The sequence below is a fragment of the Sphingobacterium sp. InxBP1 genome, assembly GCF_026191775.1.
Lineage (GTDB): Bacteria > Bacteroidota > Bacteroidia > Sphingobacteriales > Sphingobacteriaceae > Sphingobacterium > Sphingobacterium thalpophilum.
In genome coordinates this window covers 38,279-61,721 of the sequence record NZ_JAINDX010000047.1, presented here as the reverse complement: position 1 = coordinate 61,721, position 23,443 = coordinate 38,279, and the positions used below count along the sequence as shown (strand labels likewise).

General features: G+C 45.5%; 17 protein-coding genes. 2 read left to right on the top strand and 15 right to left on the bottom strand.

Annotation, left to right across the window (positions count from 1 at the left end):
- Positions 1 to 19 precede the first annotated feature (19 nt).
- The 6 genes from K7A41_RS15910 to K7A41_RS15885 form a co-directional block, all read right to left on the bottom strand.
- Positions 20 to 844, bottom strand: a complete 825-nt coding sequence (locus tag K7A41_RS15910) for a DUF4476 domain-containing protein (RefSeq protein WP_265714454.1) — start codon at positions 842 to 844, stop codon at positions 20 to 22.
- A gap of 56 nt (positions 845 to 900) precedes the next feature.
- On the bottom strand, positions 901 to 1,461 hold the full coding sequence (locus K7A41_RS15905) for a CopD family protein (RefSeq protein ID WP_265714453.1): 561 nt from the start codon (positions 1,459 to 1,461) through the stop codon (positions 901 to 903).
- 164 nt (positions 1,462 to 1,625) lie between these two features.
- On the bottom strand, positions 1,626 to 2,663 hold the full coding sequence (gene hemE / locus K7A41_RS15900) for a uroporphyrinogen decarboxylase (RefSeq protein WP_265714452.1): 1,038 nt from the start codon (positions 2,661 to 2,663) through the stop codon (positions 1,626 to 1,628).
- Positions 2,663 to 3,181, bottom strand: a complete 519-nt coding sequence (locus tag K7A41_RS15895) for a hypothetical protein (protein WP_232048682.1) — start codon at positions 3,179 to 3,181, stop codon at positions 2,663 to 2,665. The genes hemE and K7A41_RS15895 overlap by 1 nt, the downstream gene beginning before the upstream one ends.
- A gap of 9 nt (positions 3,182 to 3,190) precedes the next feature.
- The gene (locus K7A41_RS15890) at positions 3,191 to 3,901 is read right to left on the bottom strand and encodes a response regulator transcription factor (protein ID WP_028070604.1); all 711 of its coding nucleotides are present in this window, start codon (positions 3,899 to 3,901) and stop codon (positions 3,191 to 3,193) included.
- On the bottom strand, positions 3,891 to 4,766 hold the full coding sequence (locus K7A41_RS15885) for a sensor histidine kinase (RefSeq protein ID WP_265714451.1): 876 nt from the start codon (positions 4,764 to 4,766) through the stop codon (positions 3,891 to 3,893). Before K7A41_RS15885 ends, K7A41_RS15890 begins: the two co-directional genes overlap by 11 nt.
- Before the next feature lie 104 nt (positions 4,767 to 4,870).
- On the opposite strand from K7A41_RS15885, the gene K7A41_RS15880 reads away from it, so the two are divergent.
- Positions 4,871 to 5,590 (top strand): YjjG family noncanonical pyrimidine nucleotidase, encoded by a 720-nt coding sequence (locus K7A41_RS15880; protein ID WP_232048681.1) that lies wholly within the window; start codon positions 4,871 to 4,873, stop codon positions 5,588 to 5,590.
- 29 nt (positions 5,591 to 5,619) lie between these two features.
- Here the strand turns inward: K7A41_RS15880 and K7A41_RS15875 are convergent, their stop codons facing one another.
- From K7A41_RS15875 to K7A41_RS15865, 3 genes are all read right to left on the bottom strand, one after another.
- The gene (locus tag K7A41_RS15875) at positions 5,620 to 6,429 is read right to left on the bottom strand and encodes a 3-keto-disaccharide hydrolase (protein WP_081817910.1); all 810 of its coding nucleotides are present in this window, start codon (positions 6,427 to 6,429) and stop codon (positions 5,620 to 5,622) included.
- 66 nt (positions 6,430 to 6,495) lie between these two features.
- Positions 6,496 to 8,946 carry a TonB-dependent receptor domain-containing protein gene (locus K7A41_RS15870; protein WP_265714450.1) on the bottom strand — a complete coding sequence of 817 codons (2,451 nt, stop codon included), beginning with the start codon at positions 8,944 to 8,946 and terminating at the stop codon, positions 6,496 to 6,498.
- Positions 8,947 to 9,047: 101 nt separating this feature from the next.
- A complete protein-coding gene (locus tag K7A41_RS15865) occupies positions 9,048 to 9,329 on the bottom strand; it encodes an ATP-dependent Clp protease adaptor ClpS (RefSeq protein WP_028070608.1) in 282 nt (93 codons plus the stop codon).
- Between the two features lie 78 nt (positions 9,330 to 9,407).
- Here K7A41_RS15865 and K7A41_RS15860 point away from each other — a divergent pair, with 78 nt between their 5' ends.
- On the top strand, positions 9,408 to 10,454 hold the full coding sequence (locus tag K7A41_RS15860) for a 3-oxoacyl-ACP synthase III family protein (protein ID WP_265714449.1): 1,047 nt from the start codon (positions 9,408 to 9,410) through the stop codon (positions 10,452 to 10,454).
- 59 nt (positions 10,455 to 10,513) lie between these two features.
- On the opposite strand, the gene K7A41_RS15855 is transcribed toward K7A41_RS15860, so the two are convergent.
- The 6 genes from K7A41_RS15855 to K7A41_RS15830 are packed head-to-tail and all read right to left on the bottom strand — an operon-like array spanning position 10,514 to position 23,268.
- Entirely contained in the window at positions 10,514 to 12,955 is a 2,442-nt protein-coding gene (locus K7A41_RS15855) for a glycoside hydrolase family 2 TIM barrel-domain containing protein (RefSeq protein ID WP_265714448.1), read from the bottom strand.
- Between the two features lie 27 nt (positions 12,956 to 12,982).
- Entirely contained in the window at positions 12,983 to 14,572 is a 1,590-nt protein-coding gene (locus tag K7A41_RS15850) for a glycoside hydrolase family 43 protein (protein ID WP_265714447.1), read from the bottom strand.
- A 43-nt stretch (positions 14,573 to 14,615) separates the two neighbouring features.
- Positions 14,616 to 15,548 (bottom strand): hypothetical protein, encoded by a 933-nt coding sequence (locus tag K7A41_RS15845; protein WP_265714446.1) that lies wholly within the window; start codon positions 15,546 to 15,548, stop codon positions 14,616 to 14,618.
- A gap of 49 nt (positions 15,549 to 15,597) precedes the next feature.
- The gene (locus K7A41_RS15840) at positions 15,598 to 17,226 is read right to left on the bottom strand and encodes a RagB/SusD family nutrient uptake outer membrane protein (RefSeq protein WP_265714445.1); all 1,629 of its coding nucleotides are present in this window, start codon (positions 17,224 to 17,226) and stop codon (positions 15,598 to 15,600) included.
- Between the two features lie 12 nt (positions 17,227 to 17,238).
- The gene (locus tag K7A41_RS15835; protein WP_265714444.1) at positions 17,239 to 20,376 is read right to left on the bottom strand and encodes a SusC/RagA family TonB-linked outer membrane protein; all 3,138 of its coding nucleotides are present in this window, start codon (positions 20,374 to 20,376) and stop codon (positions 17,239 to 17,241) included.
- 27 nt (positions 20,377 to 20,403) lie between these two features.
- Complete coding sequence (locus tag K7A41_RS15830; RefSeq protein WP_265714443.1) at positions 20,404 to 23,268, bottom strand: TIM-barrel domain-containing protein; 2,865 nt, start codon at positions 23,266 to 23,268, stop codon at positions 20,404 to 20,406.
- Positions 23,269 to 23,443 lie beyond the last annotated feature (175 nt).

The following is a 23,443-nucleotide window of genomic DNA, read 5'->3' as shown; positions in this document are numbered from 1 at the left end:
GAGGCCTTCAGCCTCCTTTTTATTTTTCCCTACTACTTAAAAATGCAGTTAGTTTATCGCGGGTCGATGTAAAAGATAAAGCATCGCCTACCTGATTATAATTTTGTTTGTCTATGCAGCTTGGATATGCATATTTGGCGAAGGCCAGCTTATTGTCGTCGCGGATAAACAGTTCCATTAAATCAATGATTTCGGCCGTACGCAACCGCATTGTTTTCAGTTCCTCTGCTGCTACCTGCAACCGGCCTTCATCATTCTCCTTTTGGTTCAATAGGTCATTCAACTGGTTCGCGTTATTTTTCTCGATATAGCTGCCTTCGAAAGGTTCATCTGCTTCCTCCCGTTCGTCTATTTCATTATTCTCTCCTTGCTGATCGCCATACTCCTCACCCGTTTCAGATCGACTATATTGCTCTTCCCGCTGTCGTCCCTCATCGTAACGATCCCCACCTTCATACCTATAGTCTCTAGGATTGCTGTTATACCGGCCAGCCGGATTCATGGATTCCAGAACAATACCGCTATTGCCACGGCGGCTACTCACCGAAAAAACGACGTCCATATACTGTCCATCGCGGTTCACGAGCTGCACACCGCTCCCGTTCAGGGTCCTGCGCCGGCTATCTGCAAATACTATACGCAAGTCATATCTCGGATTCCTCAGGTTAGCAACACGGATATCCGTCGATGGCCGACTATTGTACAAAACATGATTGATGTAAAGAAAAAAGGGAACATCGATTGAATAGATAGACAAACTCCCACCATAAGGTCTGTAACGTTGGGCAAATACGCCGGTTGCTAAAACAAGCAACAGCATGACAGTCAAAAATCTCTTGAACATAATTTTTGTCAATTTCTAAGCTTCGACTATGAACAATGAAAAAGGATTAAGAAAGACTATGAATTTAACGTTTTTTTGGAACTACTCTTATTGCGGAACTTTTTGTAAAGTTTAACCGCCATCATCAGCGAGATAGACAATATTAAAAGCCCAAGCACACCAAATATCCAATTCAGAGCAGACTTGAGTACCACCGTAAATACAATGGCAAATAACAGCACGGTTGCAAGTTCATTCCAGAGACGCAATTTGGTCGAAGACCAGCTGCACATTTCACATTTCAGCTGAAACATAATACGCTGGCAGGCAAAATGATAAAGGATAAGTCCCAATACAAAAGTAAGTTTAACGTGCATCCAGCCCATGCCGAGCAGGCCCGGATTAATATAAAGCATAACCAACGCAGCTACGATGGTTAGATACATCGCGGGAGTCGTGATGATCCACCATAGTTTAGCTTCCATCACTGTAAATTGTTTATGTAGGATTTCATACTCTGCCACAGATTTGGACTTTGCCTCCGTGTGGTAAATAAACAGGCGGACCATATAAAACAATCCAGCCATCCAGCAAACGACAAAGATAATATGAACTGCTTTTGCATATAAATAAACCATAGCACAAAAGTACGAAAAGTTGACTGGAATTGGCTAGTTTGGGTGCCTATTGATTAAACTCTTACACTGATAATACAATGGCCTTAGACCGACCTTGCCAGCGCGGATAGCGTAAAAAAAAGGCCTGCCTAAGCAAGCCTATTCGATTCGGATGAATGAAAGAATTAATACCTAAATTCTTTTACTACTTCAATAGCGTATTTGACATGGTCAAAAGGAATATCGGGCATGATGCCATGTCCCAGATTAAAGATGAAGCCATTCTCACCCCTCATACGTTCAAATAATTCGATAATTTTCTTCTTGATCACAGGTTTGTCAGCATAAAGAACAAAAGGATCTAAATTACCCTGAACAGCGATGCCCTGAGGTAAAGACTGCTTTATATTTTTAAGGTCAGCATTCCAGTCTATCGAGACCACATCAGGCTGAGCATCCACCATCATCGGCGCAAACACCGACGATCCCTTACAGAAGGAGATCACCGGAATATCCTTTCGGTTCAATTTGGAAAGAATCTGTTTGTTATAAGCATGCGAAAAATCACGGTAGTCGTTCCAGGATAAGGCCAACGCCCAGCTATCGAATAACTGAATCGCATTTACACCTGCGGCAATCTGCATATTTAGATAGTCCACCGTCACATCCGCAATCTTTTGCAGAATCAGATGAGCGAGCTCCGGCTGGTTGTTCAGCATCAATTTTGTCAGTTTGAAATCTTTAGAAGAACCGCCCTCCACTAAATAGCTCAATATGGTAAATGGAGCACCCGCAAATCCAATCAATGGAATACGGCCATCCAAGCGCTGCTGTATCACCTTAATGGCGTCAGCGACATATTGCAATCGATCCAAGCAGTCGATAGATAACGCTTCGGCATCTTTTACAGAACGAACCGGATTAGAGAAACGTGGACCTACGCCTTGTTCAAAAGATAGATCTCCGCCCATTGCTTCGGCAGTGACCAAAATATCTGAAAACAAGATCGCGGCATCAATTCCCAGCAGATCTACCGGCAACATGGTGACATCTGCGGCAATCTCTGGAGTTTTGCACATTTCAAGGAAAGAATACTTATTTTTGATATCCCAATATTCCTTCATAAAGCGTCCCGCCTGACGCATCATCCACACAGGAGGTCTCTCCGTTTGCTGCGAGAATGCAGCTCTAATCAATAAGTCGTTTTGTAAAGTAGTACTCACTATAAATGTTTTGATATTTCGTTTTCTATTTTTTTAACAATGTTGGTTTGCCTGGCTGTAAGATGCAGCTTGCTGGCCACATCTGTATACGCCTTTGCCCGCGCATAGTCCAATTTGCGGAGAGCAATATTCGCCAAGTTGATCATGACCATCCCCTTTTCATTGTCCTTTTTCCACGGCAGGCGGGAGGCCAATTGAAAATGGTATTCTGCCTCATCAATACGGTCTTCCTTCAGGGCAATATTTCCCATCATGAATTCATAAAAGTTACGACGCCCTTTACGCAGTGTATCCGGATTTTTAATTTCGGACAGGAGGCTCTTCGTTTTTTCATAATCCTGCCGATGGAAAGCCTGAGTCGCCAGAAAAACAGACCCCTCCCTAAAATGGCTCCAGATCAGATAGCCAATGCCTCCAGCAATTAACACCGAGGTCTGATAATGACCTTGGTACAACCCGTAGCCCAAAAGTAAAGCAGCGATAAAAATAACGGCTATTCTAGCCTTAATTGTCATCATCTTTCTCGACTATACGTGATTATTGTCGGTAAACTTATAACCAACTCCGCGGATTGAATGGAAATAAATAGGATGCTTTTGATCCGGTTCGAAGTATTTCCGGAACGTCAAAATAAAATTATCTATTGTACGTGTCGAAGGATACACGTCATAGTTCCATACAGTCTCTAAAATCTGTTCGCGCGAAACAGCCTCATTACGGCGCTCGATCAACAGTTTTAACAGCATGGTTTCTTTCTTCGTCAGCGAGGTAATCGTTCCATCCGCATGGTGCAATTCATACGAATTGAAATAAATGGTCTTATCACCGATCTGGTAAGAATTCAGTTCCTTCAGGTCATCAGGCTTCATGCTACGGCGTACCAGGTTGCCCACACGGAGGATCAGCTCCTCCAGATTAAAGGGTTTAACCAGATAATCATCAGCCCCTTTCTTAAGTCCCGTAATACGGTCTTCACTGCTGTTTTTAGCAGTCAAAAACATAATCGGCACTTCGGTATTCTGTAGTCGAATGGTTTCAGCCACCTGGAATCCGTCAATCTCAGGAATCATTACATCGAGAATGACCAAATTGAAACGCTCTTCTTTAAAGACTTTCAACGCTTTCTTTCCATCAGTGGCCGTAGTCACACGGTAACCTTCCATTTCGAGATTCAACTTGATAGCTTCTAACAAGTGTTCTTCATCTTCGACAAGTAATATTCTTTGTTTACTTTGCATTTCTTTCAAATGTTACTTCAAAAATACTCCCTTTCGGAGTGTTATCTTTAACTTTAATGGTGGCGTCATGTTTCTGTAATACCGTTTTCACGATATATAACCCCAATCCAGTACCTTTGGTTTTCCGTGTTGCCTCACTGCCCACGCGATAAAACTTATTAAAGATAAGCTTTTTCTCCTCATCACTGATACCAATGCCATGGTCAGCAACCGAAAAAATAATTTTATTGTTTTCTATATACAGCTTCACATCCACCGTAGCACAAGCAGGCGAATACTTGATTGCATTTTCGATGAGGTTGGTCACCACATTACTGATCGCAAATTTGTCAGCATGAATGATAATATCTGCTTCCAGATAGGGCTTCAATACCTGAGAACTACAAGAGTTCTTTTGTAGCCGGTCCACGATCTGCTCAACCAGAGATGTAAAATTAAAATCCTCTTTCGGCATGCTATAGTTACGGCTATCCAATTTTGTCGTCATCAATACATTCTCCACCAGATCATCCAACCGCTCGATATCTTTCAACGAGTTTCTCAAAAAAGTCCGCTGCTGTTCTTTGTCCAGATCCCTTCGCAGAATGGTCTGAATATAAAGTTTGACGGAAGCCAAAGGAGACTTAAGCTCATGCGTGATCGCCAGAAGGAAATTCTGTTGCTGCTGCAGTAATTTCTGTTCCCTCTCCACCAGGCGCTTTAAATGCCATGCACCCCACAAGAAGATAATCAGAAAGAAAACACCTTCTCCAATAATCATGTTTTTCTTGCTCGGGTCAAAGCGGATAAACATCACACCCCACCAGATCAATTGCATGACCGCATAAAACAACAGAAAGTAAAAGAGTAACAGCGCTTTCTTCATGTAACAAAAATAGCTATTCAGCAATGTATTCGGAAATATACAGCACATTATGACACAAAGAAGAAAATTTAGCCGATTCACAATAAGTTGAAAAAGGCTTAAAGATGGTATATTTGCACATGTTTAATCAAAAGAAAAGGGATATTTTCTTTGACTTGGATCACACCCTATGGGATTTTGACAAAAATGCCGAAGAAACTCTCCATGAGCTTTATTTCAAATACAAATTTGACAGTCTCTTTGACAAGGAATCTTCCACCCGTTTTATTGAAACATATACCGTCAATAATCATCGCCTATGGGGCCTTTATCACCATGGGAAAATCTCTAAACCAGAATTGAGGAAGGCACGGTTTGCAGACACCTTCACCGCCCTCGGCGTATCGCCGGAGTTATTCCCCGAAGAATTCGAACTCGAGTACCTGACGATATGCCCACAAAAGACAAATTTATTTCCTGATGCACACGAAACATTGGCTTACCTGGGCGAAAAATACAACCTCCATTTGATTTCCAATGGCTTTAAAGAAGCTTGTGAAACAAAGCTGGAAAAGAGCAACCTAAAGAAATATTTCAAGCATGTCTTTATCTCCGAGGTCATAGGTGTCAATAAGCCCGACCCCAAAATCTTCCGGTTTGCTCTGGAAACTGCGGCAGCCGGGGCGGAAGCATCTTTGATGGTTGGCGATAACCTTGATGCAGATATACGCGGTGCAATGAACGCGGGGATTGACGCCATCTTTTTCAACCCCAATGGCTACGAAAAGCCTGACGACGTCCCCCATATGGTCCTGGGACTACAAGAATTACAATCCATTTTATAGCAAAAAAGCAGCTTTTAGCTGCTTTTTTGCTATTTTAACACCTTCACAGTGATGTTTCTAAACCAAACGTCATCGCCATGGTCCTGAAGACCGATCACGCCTGACTTGCTATCTCCGCCGACATGGCTAAGCAGCTCAAAAGCCAATGGCCATTTTTCTTGGCTAAATTTACTTTTCTGTAATAAATCAATCCAGGATTTATCCCACAAGGTATATTCCACGACCTTCACACCATTTTGAAAATGTTCTACTTTACCATTGTTTACACGGATTTTGACCTTGTTCCATTCGCCGTATGGTTTGCCGTTTTGTGGCTTCGCCGGGATCATATCATACAATGATGTCGATTTACGGTTGCCGTCTACCCCCATTTTGGCATCTGGGTGGTTTTCGTTGTCCAGCACCTGACATTCAGGTGAGGAAATGTAAATGGGCTGGCCCTCAACTTCTTTCGCCAAAAAGAAAATACCCGAATTTGCACCCTTTGCAACCTTCCATTCCAGCTCCAGTTCAAAATTTTTAAAATCATGCGCGAAGATCAGATCACCGCCCTGATCCTTGCCCACATTGGCATGACTATCGTACTTGATCGCTCCTTGATCAATCACCCACTTCTTTGGAATATCAGTTTTATTATATCCTCTCCAGCCTTCCATTGAGCTGCCATCAAAAATCACATAGGCACCAGCTTTATTCTTTTTGAATTTCTTGATGTCCACACGCGGTAAATCCAAAATTTTATACGCAGGGACTTCCTTCTTTGCTTGCGCCACCGCTGTATTAAGTTGAGCCGAAAAAGCCATTACCGATACTGCGAGAACTGTCTTTAATAACTTCATTTTTCTAGTTTTAGGTTTGTTTCAAAATTAAAATTAAGCATTTAGGCTTAAAAAGTGCAATATAATTTAATATTCTTCTCCGCCGCCATTTATTTCATTTGTGTTCGTTTCCCTCTTTTTGTACTTATTTAAATCCTGACTGCCAAAGCGATATGAAAGCGACAAGGTAAACATTCTCTTCATCCAACGATGCTCAAAATTAGAACTTAACTGTGGTGTCTCTGTAAAGCCCCGCATCCGTCTGGTATTGAAAACGTCCCTCACATTAAACATAATAGAAGCCTTTTTGTTGAATACATCTTTTTTCAAGGCGATATCAACACCTTTCATCGCATTCATTTTTCCCTGCGCCATCACCCGCGACGAGTTATATTCCCCCCGCAGCTGCGCCGAAAATGTTGGCGTAAAGCGGTAATTCGCTGTTAAATTGGAATTGTAGGCGAAACCATTGGAACCTTTGATGTTATAAGCTTCGTTCGCTTTGTAATTGATATTGATCAAGTTGAGGTTAAAGGTAAAATCAAAGTTCTTCGTCGCATTCACCTTAGAAATGAATTCAAAACCCGATAGATTCCGGCTCGTCAAATTTTCCCAGCGGCTATAGGTAACGCTACTAGCGGTATCCACATAATAGACGTAAGGTTGCATCACCTGACTCGTGTGGTTAAAGTAGGCCGAAGAGATCAAGTTGACCTTCCCGAAAGTTTTAGCAAAGCTCAATTCAAAACCGTGAACATCTTCGGGCTTCAGGTTGGGATTACCTTGCCTTCTGTTCATATCGTCAGAAACATTCAAAAAGGGATTGACCTGCCAGCCTCTGGCCCGTTGTACTCTCCGCGAATAACTAAATTGCAACTTATCACCATCGTCACCAACATTATAAGTCAAAAACAATGTCGGATAGAGTCTAAAAAAATCTTGTGTAGCTCTTGTTTCCTTATCCACAACAGCCGGATCTTTAGAGAAGTAGGTCGACTTCAAATTAAACTGTTCTGCACGCAAACCCAGCTGATAACCGATCTTATCAGACAACTTGCCCTGGTAATTCGCATATAACGCATGTACAGAAGAAGTAAAATCAAAATCATTGCTGATTCCATAATCTGGCACGTAATCGTTGCCGGCCGCCAGAGTATCCGAAAACTGGGTATCAAATGACTTTCTGATCTGTGAGCGGTATCCAGCTTCAAACTTGCTGTGTTCCGAAAAGGGCAATACGTAGTCTGCCTGTATATTGATATTCTTACCGTCTTCGGAGGTCCTATTCTGTCGGCCAGTATTTGGGGCTTCGGAACTAAATATCTGATAAAAATCATTGGTTCCATCTTCCTTATCGCGGCCATAGCTGGCATTGGCCGTCAGCTCTTCTCCCTGCCGCTTAAATTGATGGCGAAAGTCCATCGTAAACTCGTATCCCAGGTCATCTTCGAGCTGCTTCGAGTTTCTTTTACTCGTTCCCGACAGTGTGGGGTGGTTAAAGTAGTTATAAGTTAAGTCCTCCACGCGATTATTATCTCGCACGCTCACGTTACCCGAAAAGCTCAATGAAGTCCGATCCGAAATATTGTAATCTACCCCTGCTTTCACCGTATGACTCGTGCCTTTCCTCGAGGATTCCGAATTGTTTGAAATCCGGCTACTGTTATTTTTGAAAATATTGTCGACAGCCCCGCTTCCCACCATATTCCGTTTGTTGAAATTATACGATCCAAAATAGTTAAACTTCTTGTCCCGATAGTTCAACGTGATTCCGGCCATATAATTATCATAAGAGCCTACCGACGTATTCACTGATCCATTGAGGCCTGTCCGGATATTTTTCTTTAAAACTATATTGATAATACCCGTCTGTCCCTCGGCATCGTATTTGGACGAGGGATTAGTAATCACCTCTACTTTCTCAATGGAATTGGCCGGAAGGCTCTGCAATAGGGAGGTCACATCATTGCCCGCCAATGCAGACTCTCTGCCATCTATTAAAATCTTGACGCTGCTCGACCCTCTGAGGCTGACGGATCCGTCCTGATCGACCTGCAACGTAGGCACATTGGCCAGAACATCTGTCGCGGTACCGCCCGCACTCACCAGGCTCTCCCCGACGTTGAAGGTCTTGCGGTCAATGCCGATCTGCATAGCCGGCACTCGCCCTTCCACCACCACTTCATCCAGTAATTCACCTGTGGAAACGAGACCCACGCGACCTAGATCTTTGGTTTTCGAAGCGACAACTTCAATCCCTTCAACCGTCTGCGTCTCATACCCTACATAGGAAATCCGGACACGATATTTACCCGGTTTGATATCTGAAAATAATAAAAACCCCTGATCTACAGACTGAGCACCTTTGATATAAGAATTGTCGCCTGCATCCAAAAGAGCTGCACTGGCAGATGAAATAGGTTTAGAAGTTTTGCTATCGATGAGAATAGCTTTGATTTGACCAGTCTGTCCAAAGACTGCCACTGGTAGAAGAAATACAAGTAATAAAAATTTAAACGATTTAGCGTTAAACAACATGAGAGCTTCAGCTTAATTTATAGTTTTGCTACAAATAAACCTAAAACTTATACACAAAGTTGACGCGTAACTATATTATTACCGTAACAAAAAGATAGCAATTATTCCACGGATACCGTCAGCCCTTCCGCTTTCAAAATCTTGCGGTATATTTCCATCTCGGTAAACGTACCTTCCAGTACCGCACATTTACCCTCGGTATGCACCTTCCAGGCGATCTTCTCCGCCTGCGGTTCGGTATACTGCAGATGGTACATCAGGCAATGGATTACATGTTCGAATGTATTCGTATCGTCATTCCATAAAATAAGGCGATTAGAGTCCTTAACAGACGCTAATATCTCTTCTAACGTAAAGGTTTCTTCAGCTGTTTGGGTACCCATGCTGCAAAAATAAAATATTTTTTTCTAAATTGACGACAATATAAAAGGGAAGAATTCAATCCATTAGACAATTTTATTATGTACCAGTCAAAAATCGCGGGAATTGGTTATTATGTCCCCAAAAACGTGTATACCAATAATGACTTAACCCGTTTTATGGATACGAGTGACGAATGGATCAAGGAACGTACCGGGATCAAGGAACGCCGCTACGCTGACCGCATCGGGGAGACCACCACCACCATGGCTGTCGAAGCCGCCAAAATAGCGATAGAACGGGCCAATATTACTACAGAAGAGGTAGACTTCGTTATATTCGCCACCTTATCACCGGACTATTATTTTCCGGGCTGCGCCGTACTGCTACAACGAGAGATGGGCATGAAAGAAATTGGAGCCCTGGATATCCGAAACCAGTGTTCGGGGTTTATATATGCCTTATCTGTCGCTGATCAATTCGTCAAAACCGGAATGTACAAAAATGTACTTGTGGTCGGATCCGAAAAGCATTCCTTTGCCTTGGACTTCTCTACCCGGGGTCGTGCCGTATCCGTGATTTTTGGTGACGGCGCCGGCGCAGTCGTACTACAGCCATCCACAGAAACAGGCAGCGGTATCTTAAGCACCCATTTGCATTCAGATGGTGCCGATGCCGAAAAATTGGCCATGTATTATCCCGGGGCATCAAGTGGTATCTGGCTGGACCAAATGCCAAACTGGCCGGAGCAGGAACTGGGAGGGCTATTGATGACAAAAGAAATGCTGGATGATGGTACCGCATTTCCATATATGGACGGACAGACGGTCTTTAAAAAAGCTGTCGTGAAATTTCCGGAAGTGATCCACGAAGCACTGGCAAAGAATGGACTGACGGCAAGTGATATCGATCTCCTCATTCCACATCAGGCCAATCTGCGTATTTCACAATTTGTGCAGAAAACCCTGGGATTAACTGATGAACAGGTATTCAATAATATTCAGAAATATGGCAATACCACCGCAGCATCCATCCCCATAGCGCTATGTGAAGCCTGGGAGGAAGGAAAGATCAAAGCAGGAGATCTCATTTGCCTGGCTGCCTTTGGCGCGGGTTTCACCTGGGGCTCCGCATTGATCAGATGGTAAGCAGCTTTTGGGAGCAATAAGAACAAATCGCTCTCCAAAAGCTGCCACAGGCTTAAGATTTATCTAGCTTGCACCTCCACCCTCCCTGGCTGAAGGCCAGGGCTTTTTGCCGTAACAACAATATTTCCGGGCTTCCCTCCCTTCACAATTGCCAGCGCCTTCCCATGAAAAGCACGGCGCGATCTGGACTGAAAACGGGAATGATCCACTGTATTCCCATTGTCCGTCGCAACAAGATTCGCTCCATCTCCTTCAACCGCAAATTCGATTTCCGGCGACGCCTCAGGAACAAGGGTACCAAACTGATCAACAATATAGGCGTGTATAAACGAAAGTTCTTTCGCATCGACGTCCAATGTTTGGCTTTCCGCAATCAATTTAATCTGATAAGGCTCGGCTGCTGTTCTTACACTGCTGCTCCGTACTTTTTGTCCGTGACGATAAGAGACGGCCTCCAGTGTCCCCGGCTCATACGCAATCCCTTTAAAAACAAGATCGTATCGATCTGCATTTTTAACCTGATCACCGATCTTTTTACCATTGAGATAGAGTTCCACCCGATCGGCTTGACTGAAGTAAACGACGACATCCACACGATCACCTTGCTGCCAGTTCCAATGAGGCAATAGATGCAAAACAGGCTCCTTGGTCCATACACTCTGATAGAGGTAATATACATCCTTCGGAAATCCGGCTAAATCGACGATGCCAAAATAGGAACTGCGCGCCGGCCAGGTATAAGGTGTAGGTTCGCCCAGATAATCAAATCCTGTCCAAACATACATGCCCGCAATATGATTATAGGTTTCCAGTAGCTTCAAGCTTGTATGGTGATCCGATCCCCAAGGCGTAAATACATGATCATAGGCCGATATGCTCTTATCGTTGTTACCGCCGTCAAATGGAATATCCCATCGCTCAGGCCACATTCTAACAGAATCATAAGGGACCAGATCATATTGCCCACGGCTTGCCAGTGCGGAGGTGCTCTCCGTTACTATAAATTTTTTTCCGGGATGATCCTGCGGAAAACTCGCCCATTTTTTGTGGTTATAGTTATAGCCTACCAAATCAACAGCTGTACTCATTAACACAGGATTGTCTTTGGACATTTCATTGTTGGCAATGGTGGTGGGTCGTGTACCGTCCAGGCTATCCACGATCGCTGCCAAGGCCATAGGGATGGTTTTTCCATCGGCTCTCTCGTGCCACTGCTCCTGTGCTTCATTGCCCAGACACCAGATAAACAGCGAAGGATGATTACGGTCACGCTTTACATGATCTGCAAAGTCGCGCCTATGCCATTGGTCCCAGTACAAATGATAATCGAAGGGATTCTTCTGGCCTTTCCACACATCAAAAGTTTCGCTCATCACGACAATCCCCAGGCTGTCACAGAGATCCAGCAGCGCGGGTGCCGCCGGATTATGCGAGGTACGGATACCGTTCGCCCCCATCTGCTTCATCAGACGGAGCTGCCGCAATGCTGCTGACCGGTTAAATGCCATACCTAAGGCCCCCAGATCACTATGTAAACATACGCCTCTGATCTTCCGCTGCTTGCCATTGAGCACAAATCCCTGCTGCTCGTCAAAGGAAAATTGGCGAAGGCCAAACTTTGTTTCCTGACGGTCCAGCACACGCCCGTTTACCAGGAGCTGTACCACAGCTTTATATTGATGAGGACTTTCGATATCCCATAACACCGGACGGTCTATGCTTATATCCTGGCTGCATGTAGTTACCCCGGCCTTCAGCTTATTCAGCCGGCTTCGCTTACTTGCGACCACTTTGCCTTGCGGGGAGATCAGCTCCGTCAGTACCGTAACATGTGCATGCCCTTTGGTATTCTCGATTTCAAGCCCCACATTGACCAGCGCACGGCTCTCATCGAGGTGCAATGTTTTAATAAATGTGCCATCTGTTGCCAAACTGACCGGATTGCGGATCACCAGTTTCACATCGCGGTAAATACCGGAGCCCGAATAAAAACGTGAGTTGGGCTGCTCCTTGTTGTTGACCTTGACGGTGAGTACATTCTCCCCGCCCGGCTTGTGGAGGAAGGAAGAAAGTTCATACTCAAATCCGATATAACCGTTGGGCCTTCTTCCCAGAAAATGCCCATTGATCCAGACTTCACTGTTTTGATAGATTCCCTCAAACGCAATGAATATACGCTGCCCCACGGCAGACGCAGGAAGGACAAAGGGCTTTTGATACCATCCGATTCCCCCGTCGAGGTATGCGGCACCGCTGCCGGCGGGGCTATGTTCCCGAAATGGCTGTTCTATGCTCCAATCGTGCGGCAGGTCCAACAAACGCCAACCATCTCCGCTTTTTTCTGTCACATATTGCCGGCTTGAATCAAGTTTAAACCACCAGCCCGTATTAAAATTAAGTTCCTGCCGCGACTGTCCGGCCACTGGTAGCACCATGGCCAGCCAAATGTACAAAGTCTTCCAGATCCGGGAATCCCGCACAATAGAAAATAGATCAAGCATACATCGAATTATTGACATAACCAAGGATCAAAGCGTTGTACGGTAATCAAACCAGTCAAAAAATGCCTGTGCGTTCGTCGGCTTGCCATTGGAACTTGTAAATAAACCGATCATCACGCCGGTAAAACCACCGGCGACCTCTGTACTGAGATAACGGGTATCCACATTTCCTACTATCGCAACTTTATCCGTAGGAGACTCTCTATACGCAAATTGATATGACGAAGCTGTACCGGAGATTTTCAGCTCTACCTTATTGCCCAATATCTTCTTTTCGGCGACGATATATTGCAGTGACCCCACATGTACCCTTAACTGTAAAAAATAATCCTTTCCTTTACGTTTGACAAAAAAATCATAATGGTGGGAATTCGTTTGGTAGAGTGTCAGTCCAGCCTCCTCATTGTCGGCGTTGGCAGCAAATTCCAACTTTGTGCTCGCCTCAAAGTCATGTTCTGTCTGTCTTCTGCCGATGAACGATGGCGAACCGATTTCGTTCAATGTGACAGGGCTGGTCGATAAGCGTAGGCTCCCCCGCCGTTCAGACAGTGAGTAATTGGCCGAATCGGGATTGCGTAGATACTGCCATGACAAGCCTAATCTGGGCTGGTCAAAATCATCCCGTACCGGTGCCGCCGCAAAGGTGACCTTAGGCAGGGTGGCAACCTTCATGTCGAGCTGTATAATCCCATTACCATTGATCTGGGGCCAGCCATCTTTGGGCCAGCTTACCGGAGCCAAAAATGTTTCTCTTCCCAGGATGTGATAATAGCTATAAGGCTGGGTCACACGAAAGCCCAGAAACACCGTCCACCATGAGCCGTCTGCAGCCTGAATGAAATCGGCATGTCCGACACCCTGGATCGGACTCCCCTGCCCTAGCCTATTGGAATGGGACAGAATCGGATTAAGGGGACAGGATTCATAAGGTCCCCATATGGAACGGCTGCGGCCTATACTGGCACTATGTGCATACTCCGTTCCGCCCTCACCCAACAACAGGTAATAATAGCCATCTTTTTTATAAATATGGGGTGCTTCAGGAAAACGCCCTCCAGTCCCCGCCCATACCAGTCGCTCGGAAGATCGCAGCTGACCGCTCTTCAGATCTATCGCCGTTACCCGGATACCTTCGTCGCCCTGGGTGACAAAATAACTCTGCCCATCGTCGTCCCAAAAGATATCAGGATCTATACTTTTTATATCCACCCAAATCGGATCGCTCCAAGGCCCAGCGGGACTTTCCGCCGTGCAGTAAAAGTTTCCTTTATCGGATACATTGGTACAGATCACATAAAACAAGCCATCGTGGTAACGGATGGACGGTGCAAATAATCCGCCTGAAGAGTGCGCATTCGCGAGCTGTAGCTGCGAGGACCGTGTCAGACAATGTCCGACCTGTTCCCAATGCACCAGATCTTTACTGTGATAAATAGGTAAGCCCGGGAAATACTCAAATGAAGAGGTTACCAGATAGAAGTCTTCTCCTACCCGGCAGATGCTCGGATCGGGATTAAATCCTCTGATAACCGGATTTTTAAATCCCGCCTGTCCAAAAGCAACAGGCAGGTAAAATAGCAGAAAAGTAACATAGATAATTGAGCTTATGTGCCTCATGTACCCCAAATTAAATATCAACATCGTTTCGCAATTCAAATCTCTATTTAGCCGAATGATCCCCATTCTGGCTTTCTTCTAAACTTTCTTTGTACTCCTTGCTGATAAAATTGAAGGTCAGCATGGCCGCGCTGTCATTGGATAATACGGGATCTCTAAGTACAGCTAACTGCATGGTATGTTCGGTTAAGGACATAATGCGGACATCACCCCAGTCGACGACGATCTTATCCTGCGGTGCGCCATGTAATGGTGCTGCTCCAGTAAGCCGTATCGTTTTCTTTTCAGTATCTATATTGAATGTACCTTTTTGTGCCTTTCCAAGCATGGCATGGTTCACATAAACATTGGCTGCACCTTTCAGGTCGAAAGTCATGCTACCATAGTCGCCCGCGGGCATGATCCAGCTGTTGCTTTTCCATTCTGCATCCCAGAGCCATGAATCACTGTTCAGGGGTTCAGCAGTCTTATTTATCGAGCCCCACCAGTCTCCGGTTCCATAAAAATACATAGGCCCCTTAAAATAGCGGGACCTGCCTGCCGCATCCAGATCCAGATACCAGGTTTTCTCGTTCCCCGCCCCACCCGATATCAAGGTCCAGGTTTCATCACTGATAAACTCGGCATACATCTCATCTATTTTAAACGTCACCGGTGCTCCATAGACAATTCCCCCACGGGTCTCAACACCAAATTTGACCGTGTACTCACCCGGAAATGGCATTTTTAAGGTTACTTTCTTCTCCTGACTATGCCCTTGGGGATGATCCCATAGCGGAGTGTACTTTGGATCCACTAAACTTGTCAGATAGACAATATTGGGATTATTGGCATCATGTTCAATTTTATATGATTTTCCCAGTTCTAACTGCGCGGAGGTCACATCAATCTGCCCAAGCGAATATTCCTCGGGCGAACAGCCTCCCAGTAGTACCACCACCGCAAAGCAGCAGATCGCATATATTATCTTTTTCATATGTTCAAAATTTAAGTTCAGCCAGCACGGAGTCTGGCGACATGATTCATTAATTCCAGCCTTCATTCTGTTTTAGTACACCATTGGACAAAGTGATCTGTTTATTTGGAATCTGCATAAACCCTCTCGTCTTCAAAAACTTGTCCTTCGTAACAGTGACTTTTTCAGAAACAGAGCCGCTCAGGACATCTTCAGACGTTTCAACGATAGCCGCAGCGTTATTTAGCCCCTGCCGCAATACATCCCAATAACGGATACCTTCAAAAGCGAACTCAAACTTTCGTTCCTTAAGAATGTTGTTTTTGGTAGCAGCAACCGCCATAAAATGCTCTTTATAGGCTCGTTTTCGCACTTCGTCGAAATATTTCTGTGCATTTGCAGAGCCTAGTTCGGCAGCCATCAGTAGCACATCTGCATAACGGATGACAAAGTAATCCTGATCCTGCGAGAGCTGCATATCCTTATCTCCCCCTGTATTGGTAGTCCCATCGGGCAGCGCCGTCGGTGCATATTTCTTCACGGCATACCCGGTATACTCACGCTGATCTTTCAGATTAAATCCGGTGATCTTTTCGCCTTCGATATCAATAATTGAGGCAGACTTTCGGGTATCGTTGTTGTCAAATTCGTTGAAAAAACTTTTGCTCACCGTACAGGCGCCCCACCCCTGACCGTAGGGAGACCAATTCTTACCGCGGAGGCCAAGAAATACCACCCAACGGTTGCCATCAACATAGCCATTGTAATTGGAAGTGTTGTTGAATTTCTGTGCAAAAACCACTTCGGAATTACCCTTTCCTGCATATTTTGAGATGTCCAGCGTATTGTCGCTGGCATTGGGAATATAACTTGCTGCCGGCCACAGATTCTTGAAATCTGCCACCAGCGCAAATTGGCCGCTGCTGACGATGTCTTCTAGCCCCGCCAGGGCTTCTGCTTTAGAAACGCCGATATCTTCACTGCCATAATATCCTGCGTAGAATAAATAGACACGGGCCAATAGTGCTTTTGCAGCAAAAGGTGTCGCCCGTCCATCATTGGTCGCGGCAGCCGACTTGGGGTAAGCGTCCGCAGGAATATTGGCAGCAGCAAACTTCAGGTCGGAAACGATCAGTTTATAGATTTCCTTTGGATCGGACTGGGGGATGTTGTCATTTGTCGGAACCGTCAGCAGAGGTACCTTTTCGAAGAGACGCACCAGATCAAAGTACATCAGTGCCCGTAAAAATTTAGTTTCGCCTTCGATCCGTGTACGCGCTGTCGTGTTCCCTGTAAAATCTGTTCCGTCCAATTTCCCCAGCAAGGTGTTACATCGGAAGATACCGGCATAGTAATCGGACCAGGTACCATCAAAAATATTGTTATCCGATTGCGACTGGGCAATATCAAAACGGTCTATCGCCTGAAATGCGCGCCCGTCTGTTGTACCCGTCCCGCCAAAGCAGTTATCGCCGGCCACTTCCGCCGTTATGTAAAAAGACTGGTTTCCATTGGAAGTGGTACGTTGGTAACCATCGTAACAGCCGACGAGGGCCATCTCAGCATCTGCCACAGTTTTATAAAAATTGTTTTCCAGGACGCTCGTCATGGGTTCGACATCCAGAAAACTGGATGAGCATGAGCCCAACAACAAGGATCCAATAAGTACTGAATGATAGATATAACTCGATTTTTTCATGATTTCTCGATTTTAGAATTTCACATTTAAGCCAAATAATACAGTTCTCGGTCTGGGATAATAACCGAGATCGATGCCCGATACCCAGCCGTCTGTCCCATAACCGATCTCCGGATCCATTCCGTCGTATTTAGTAAAGGTCAGCAGGTTCTGTCCCTGCACATAAAAACGGATCTGATTGCCATATTTCCATTTTATCAACCTGGAGAGATCATAACCCAAGGTTACGTTGCTGATCCTAAGGAAATCGCCGTCTTGAATGTACAGATCGGAAAACTGCCAGTTGACATTGGTTTCTGTAACACGAGGAATTATATTGGAAGTACCTTCTCCCGTCCAGCGATCCAGGATTCGTGTTGTATAATTCGCTTGTTTATTGGTATGGTTCCGATAAGACTGTACGATCTTATTACCTAATGAACCGTATGCATTGACCGAGAAATCAAATCCTTTATAATCCAGTCCGATGTTGAACCCATAGGTAAAATCGGGCATGCCTACCCCCAGATTGACCTTATCCGAAGCATTGATAATTCCATCATTATTCTGGTCAACATACTTGACATCGCCCGGTTTGACATCGGCTTGCAGTATCCCACGTCCAGCTGTTTTCCATGCTTCGATTTCGGCCTGATTCTGAAATAATCCATCGGTCTTATACCCCCAGAAATAACCGATGGGCAGGCCATTGGCTGCGCGGTAAAACTCTTCTGAATTATCGTACAACATGGCAGTCTGTCCATGTATTATCCCATCTTCTGTGGGAATTTGTCCGACCTTGTTCTTATTGTAGGCACCATTAACGCCAAACCGGTACTTCACTTCATTGATCTTGTCCGACCAGTTAAAGGCGAGTTCCACACCTGTATTTTTCACATCGCCACCATTGATAAAAGGAGGCAGCGTACCCGTCGTTGCCAATACAGGTGCTGTTACCAACCAATCCTTGGTTGTTTTTACATAAAAATCAGCCACGACGTCCAGTCGGTTGTGCGCAAACTTCGCATCGAATCCGATATTCGTCTGCTCCGAAGTTTCCCAGGTTAACTTAGGATTGGACAAGCGGCTGGGATAAGCCCCGGGGATATTCTTGTTGCTGGTCCCGAAAACATAATGCGCCCCAGGGTTTGACGATGTGATACCTGTTGAAGTGCTGATGGGGGCTGCATACTGGAAGTCAGCAATATCCTGATTGCCCACCTGCCCCCAGGATGCGCGAAGTTTGAAAAAGTTGATTCCGGCAAAATTCTCCCGGAAGAAGTCCTCCGAAGAGATCACCCAGCCTGCTGATACCGAAGGAAAATATCCCCAGCGGTTTGCTCTAGAAAATTTAGAAGAGGCATCAGCGCGCAGAGTAGCATTCAGCAGATACTTTTCTTTATAATTATAGCCCAACCTTCCGAAATAGGAGACTCTTCGTGTCACATTTTCCGGACGGCCCGAAACTGTACGTGTCTCAACGACGTTACCCTTCTCGTCCAGATGGGCCTGTCCTGTGGTGTTGTCCAGATAAGCATGGGCAAAATCGTTGAACTGCGACAGCAGATTCCAGTTTGATCCCGACAGATAGGTGCCCTGATAGCGCAGGGACTCCATCCCCACCATTGCCGAAAAGCGGTGGTCTGTATGAAGATCAAAATCGTAGGATGCTGTATTCGTCCAGGTCAGGGTATGCCCCTTGCTCATATTTTGTGAAGTTGTCGTATGGTCCTGATTGTAGGTGTAAATCGAGAAGCGGTACAATGGTGTAAAGCTCCTATATTCCGAGGCGTAGTAATTAAATCCCAACAAAGAGCGGACTTTCAGTCCTTTGATTGGTTCCACTTCAGCAAAGACATCGGCCAATAATTTCTGTCCGTCATTGCTATTGTTCGAATTGGTCATCATCACACCATAGGGATTGCTATCCCCATTGTACCAAGGCGAATTCGAGGTATCGTTAAAAGGGCTGCCGTAAAGACCGTTGTCCGAGTAGACGGGCGATAGCGGAGAAGTCGCAAAAGCTCCGCGCAAGGTATTGTTATATTGGTTTCCGACGCTTATCCCGCGATTTTTGATATAATTAAAGTTGAGATGCTGACCGATTTTTAGAAAATTATCGAAGAGTTTGTGCTCCGAATTGCTCCTAAAACCATAGCGTTGATAATTCGATACATCCTTACCTCCGACAATCCCCTCCTGACTGATGTAATTTAAGGATAACGCGTAGGTAGATTTTTCGGAGCCGCCTGTCAGTCCAACATTGTAATTGTCCATCTTAGCGTTGTCCTTAAACATATAATCGAGCCAATTGGTATTGGCCAGCCCCGGCATACTGTCGAAATCAATTACAGATGCACCGGAATTGAGGGACTGTTCGTTCATAATGAGTTTGTATTGCGCCGCATCCAGCAACTTGGCTTTCCGTGCCACATTCTGTATCCCCGTATACCCGTCAAAGGAAAGCATACTCTTGCCTGCAGCCCCCATCTTGGTCGTGACCAGTACCACTCCATTTGCGGCCTGCGAGCCGTAGATCGCAGCAGAGGCAGCATCTTTTAATACGTCTATCGACTGAATATCTGCCGCATTCAATACGGAGATATCTCCTCCGGGGACACCATCAATAACATACAATGGTCCAGAGTTACCGATGGTCCCCAGTCCACGGACGACAACCTTCATGTCGGCCCCGGGCTGCCCAGAGGTAGAAGCGATGGAGACCCCCGGCGCTTGTCCCTGCAGGGACTGCAAAGGATTCAGCTGATTGCGCTTCTGTAGATCCTCGCCTTCCACTTTTAAATTGGCCCCGGTATTCAGTTTCTTCTTTTGAACACCGTAGCCTATCACAACCACTTCATCAAGATCCGAAGTTGTCGGTTGAAGCCGGATAACCATGCTGGGCCCGGTGACAGTGACTTCCTCTGTTTTATACCCTACATAAGATACCGTCAAAGTAGAACCTTTTGCGGCGGTCAATGAGAACTTTCCCGATTCATCACTGCTTGTCGACACCTTCTGATTCTTTACCGTAATACTTGCTCCACCGATCGGCAGACCTGTGTCCGCAGAAACAACCGATCCTGTCAGGGACTGCGCCCAGACCAACGAGCTCATGCCAGTCATTGCCACCACGGCAATTCCCCTGCTCAACAACTGTTTGCTTATCATATGATTTGATTTAAAATTGGTTTTTACTTAGTTTAATTTGATCTGTAAAGCATCCCCCGAATAGCTGATCGTCTTCGCTTTCTTCGCCCGGGCATCGAGACCAGCAGCATGCTTGTCATGAACGAAAATCACATTGAATTTCCGCGTCTGCAACATGCCATCAAATGTCCCTGTCCGCTTCGCAAATGACAGCGTTCTGGTAGCATCCACATATTGGATATCAATACGGCTGTATTTTCCTTTTTCGTAGTTGTAATTGGTACCCTCATCTTCATAAAGTGAAAATTGACCATCGGCACCTGCATAAATGTAGAGGTCAAGAACCTCCTGCTTTTTTTCATCTGTATATTGTATCGCTGCACCGACAGGAAGTATCGTTCCAGCTTTGACAAAGACTGGTATCCGCTCATAGGGCGCCGGGACCATCAGATCCTGTCCACCCTTTGTTTTCTCTCCCCGATAGAGATCATACCAGTCCACACCTTTAGGGAAATGAACTTTTCTGCTGTTTGCTCCTTTTTCTGTTACCGGGCTGACCAACAAACTAGGCCCCCAGAGATACTGGTCATTAATATCGTAGCCACCCTTGTCTGCCGGGAAATCCATCGCCAGCGCCCGGATCATGGAATAGTCCTCGAAAAATGTCTTCGCAGCCAAACTATAATTATAGGAAAGCAATTTGTAACGTAGATTAATAGCGTAAACCATACTCTTATAAGCCGGATGTCCATCCGGTGCAATGTTAAACGGCTCGCGGAAAGGAAATTGACCGTGGGCCCTAAATAATGGCAAAAACGAGCCATATTGGTACCAGCGGCTGTTCAGCTCCCGCCATTCCTCCAGATCTGTCGCGTTCGGCTGATGGAATCTATTCTCGACAAGGAACCCCCCGGCGTCCATTGTCCAGTAGGGTGTACCGGACATCGAAAAGTTAATTCCGCCAGCGATCTGGTCCTTCATATCGTGCCATCTGGAGGCAATATCCCCGCTCCAGGCCGCCGCCGCATACCGCTGCTGTCCGGCAAAGAATGACCGGGTCAGGATAAATACCCTCTTATTGGGGTCTGTAGCGCGCTGCCCCTCATAGATGCCTTTCGCATTTTGCAGGGGAAAAGCGTTATAATAGCGTACCGAGGACCCAATGCTGGGCTGGAAGACAGACTTGCGTTCATCTAAATCGATATTCGAATGGATATCTGGTTCGCTGGCATCCATCCACCAGGCATCAATACCAATTTTGAACAAGTTGCTGTCCAGCAATCGCCAAAATGCATCCCGCGCACCTTTACTAAAGGGATCATAGAAAGTTGACGTGTATCCTTTTCCGATCCAATCTTTGCGACCGTCGTAAATATTACGGGGATAAATCCATTTGTTGTCCTTAAACTCCCGATAGACCGAGGACTCCTCGTTGATTTTTGGCCATGCCGAAATCATGATCTTAAAATGCTGGTCGTGAAGCTTACGCACCATCGCCGCTGCATCAGGGAAACGTTCCACATCGAACTTCTGGCTACCCCAGTCATTTTCGGCCCAGTATGACCAGTCCTGTACAATGTTGTCGACCGGAATCCTGCGCTTCCGGAACTCTGCCGCAACAGCTTCTACTTCAGTTTGAGTTTTATATCGCTCTCTGCTCTGCCAGAATCCAAAGCTCCAAAGCGGCATGATGGGAGCCTTACCCGACAACAACCGGTACCCCGAAATAACCTCATCCATGGATTTGCCTTGGATAAAATAATAATCTATTGCATCACCAGCTTCGGAATTAAAGGAAAACAGATTTTTACGTGTATCCGGAACCGGGCTTTGCCAATTCAGCGTAAAATAAGATTCACCGCCGTCGGGAATCCATTCCATCCGGATTTTATGCTGCTCGCCTTTGGCCATTTCCTTTTCAACTTCAAATGTACCTGCATTCCAGGACTGACGCCAGCGATCGGCCATCAGCTCACCATCAATCCAGACCTTCATATAGCCCGAGTATTTAAAATGCAGAATGTGCTTGCCAGAGTAGGGAGATGATAAGCTTCCCTCGTAGATAACTTTGCTCGCAGCCAGTTTGATGTCTTTCGGAAATTTATGCTGATCAGTCAGATAACCGTAGTCAATGATCGATTCGGGGCGGGATAAAAAGACTTTATCCGAATCATTACGGTCCACATAAGTCGCCGTCAGCCAGCCCTGCTCCCCTTCCTTTGAAAAAAGCTTAAAGGCGTTCAATGGTAATAAAGGACGTACGTCCCCAGCCTTCGTAATAGAATAGTTATGCCATAGCACACCATAATTGTTCGTCGACACAAAAAACGGGATGCCGATTTCGGTATTATACTGCAGCAAGGTAACCTGCTTACCCCGATTATAGTTCATGACTGCATTTTGATGCTGCCCAAGACCATAAATACCTTCATCCGGGTGGACGATAAAGTCCTGATTGATCCGGTAAAATGAATCTCCATTATAGCTATCTGCTGTAAAGGAGCCCGAATTTCTTTTGGCTTCCTTAAAGATTGGCCGGCCATTTAAATCCAGAAACTCGACGTTTCCGTTCAGTCGGGAGACAACAGCCTGTAAACTGGAGGTCAGCACGTTTACAGTCGAGTCCGTGGGTCTGACCGCCAATGATCGGACCTGACGGCGTAAAGAATCCACTATGGTCAGGCTCGACTGAGCTGGATAGGCGGCACCGCCGGGAACGGCAGTCACGCGAACAATCTTGTCAGTGATAACATCTACATAAACGTCCTGATCAATGGACGTGGCGGAATTTTTGAAGCTTACTTTAATACCGGTCGCCGTCTTTTCATAACTGGATCTGTTGACCTGGGCCGATCCCTGCTGTGCAATTACGAACAGCATCAGACCACTTAAAGCATACGTGAGTTTGCGCATATAATAAGATTTATTTGGTTATAATGTTCCCTTGGTTATTTCTATCCTTTGCCACCAAAGGATAATTCAAAGGTAGTGTGCAACCGGTTGTTTATAGGTTATGATTTGTTAACAATTAGGGGCTGATTTGTTAACTTCTTCATCGCTACCGGCGAAAACAATAGAATTAAATCAC

Bases quoted from the DNA above. Each gene is read 5' to 3' on its own strand.
- K7A41_RS15910 (WP_265714454.1), bottom strand. From the start codon at position 844: ATGTTCAAGAGATTTTTGACTGTCATGCTGTTGCTTGTTTTAGCAACC.
- K7A41_RS15905 (WP_265714453.1), bottom strand. From the start codon at position 1,461: ATGGTTTATTTATATGCAAAAGCAGTTCATATTATCTTTGTCGTTTGC.
- K7A41_RS15895 (WP_232048682.1), bottom strand. From the start codon at position 3,181: ATGATGACAATTAAGGCTAGAATAGCCGTTATTTTTATCGCTGCTTTA.
- K7A41_RS15890 (WP_028070604.1), bottom strand. From the start codon at position 3,901: ATGCAAAGTAAACAAAGAATATTACTTGTCGAAGATGAAGAACACTTG.
- K7A41_RS15885 (WP_265714451.1), bottom strand. From the start codon at position 4,766: ATGAAGAAAGCGCTGTTACTCTTTTACTTTCTGTTGTTTTATGCGGTC.
- K7A41_RS15880 (WP_232048681.1), top strand. From the start codon at position 4,871: ATGGTATATTTGCACATGTTTAATCAAAAGAAAAGGGATATTTTCTTT.
- K7A41_RS15875 (WP_081817910.1), bottom strand. From the start codon at position 6,429: ATGAAGTTATTAAAGACAGTTCTCGCAGTATCGGTAATGGCTTTTTCG.
- K7A41_RS15870 (WP_265714450.1), bottom strand. From the start codon at position 8,946: ATGTTGTTTAACGCTAAATCGTTTAAATTTTTATTACTTGTATTTCTT.
- K7A41_RS15865 (WP_028070608.1), bottom strand. From the start codon at position 9,329: ATGGGTACCCAAACAGCTGAAGAAACCTTTACGTTAGAAGAGATATTA.
- K7A41_RS15860 (WP_265714449.1), top strand. From the start codon at position 9,408: ATGTACCAGTCAAAAATCGCGGGAATTGGTTATTATGTCCCCAAAAAC.
- K7A41_RS15855 (WP_265714448.1), bottom strand. From the start codon at position 12,955: ATGCTTGATCTATTTTCTATTGTGCGGGATTCCCGGATCTGGAAGACT.
- K7A41_RS15850 (WP_265714447.1), bottom strand. From the start codon at position 14,572: ATGAGGCACATAAGCTCAATTATCTATGTTACTTTTCTGCTATTTTAC.
- K7A41_RS15845 (WP_265714446.1), bottom strand. From the start codon at position 15,548: ATGAAAAAGATAATATATGCGATCTGCTGCTTTGCGGTGGTGGTACTA.
- K7A41_RS15840 (WP_265714445.1), bottom strand. From the start codon at position 17,226: ATGAAAAAATCGAGTTATATCTATCATTCAGTACTTATTGGATCCTTG.
- K7A41_RS15835 (WP_265714444.1), bottom strand. From the start codon at position 20,376: ATGATAAGCAAACAGTTGTTGAGCAGGGGAATTGCCGTGGTGGCAATG.
- K7A41_RS15830 (WP_265714443.1), bottom strand. From the start codon at position 23,268: ATGCGCAAACTCACGTATGCTTTAAGTGGTCTGATGCTGTTCGTAATT.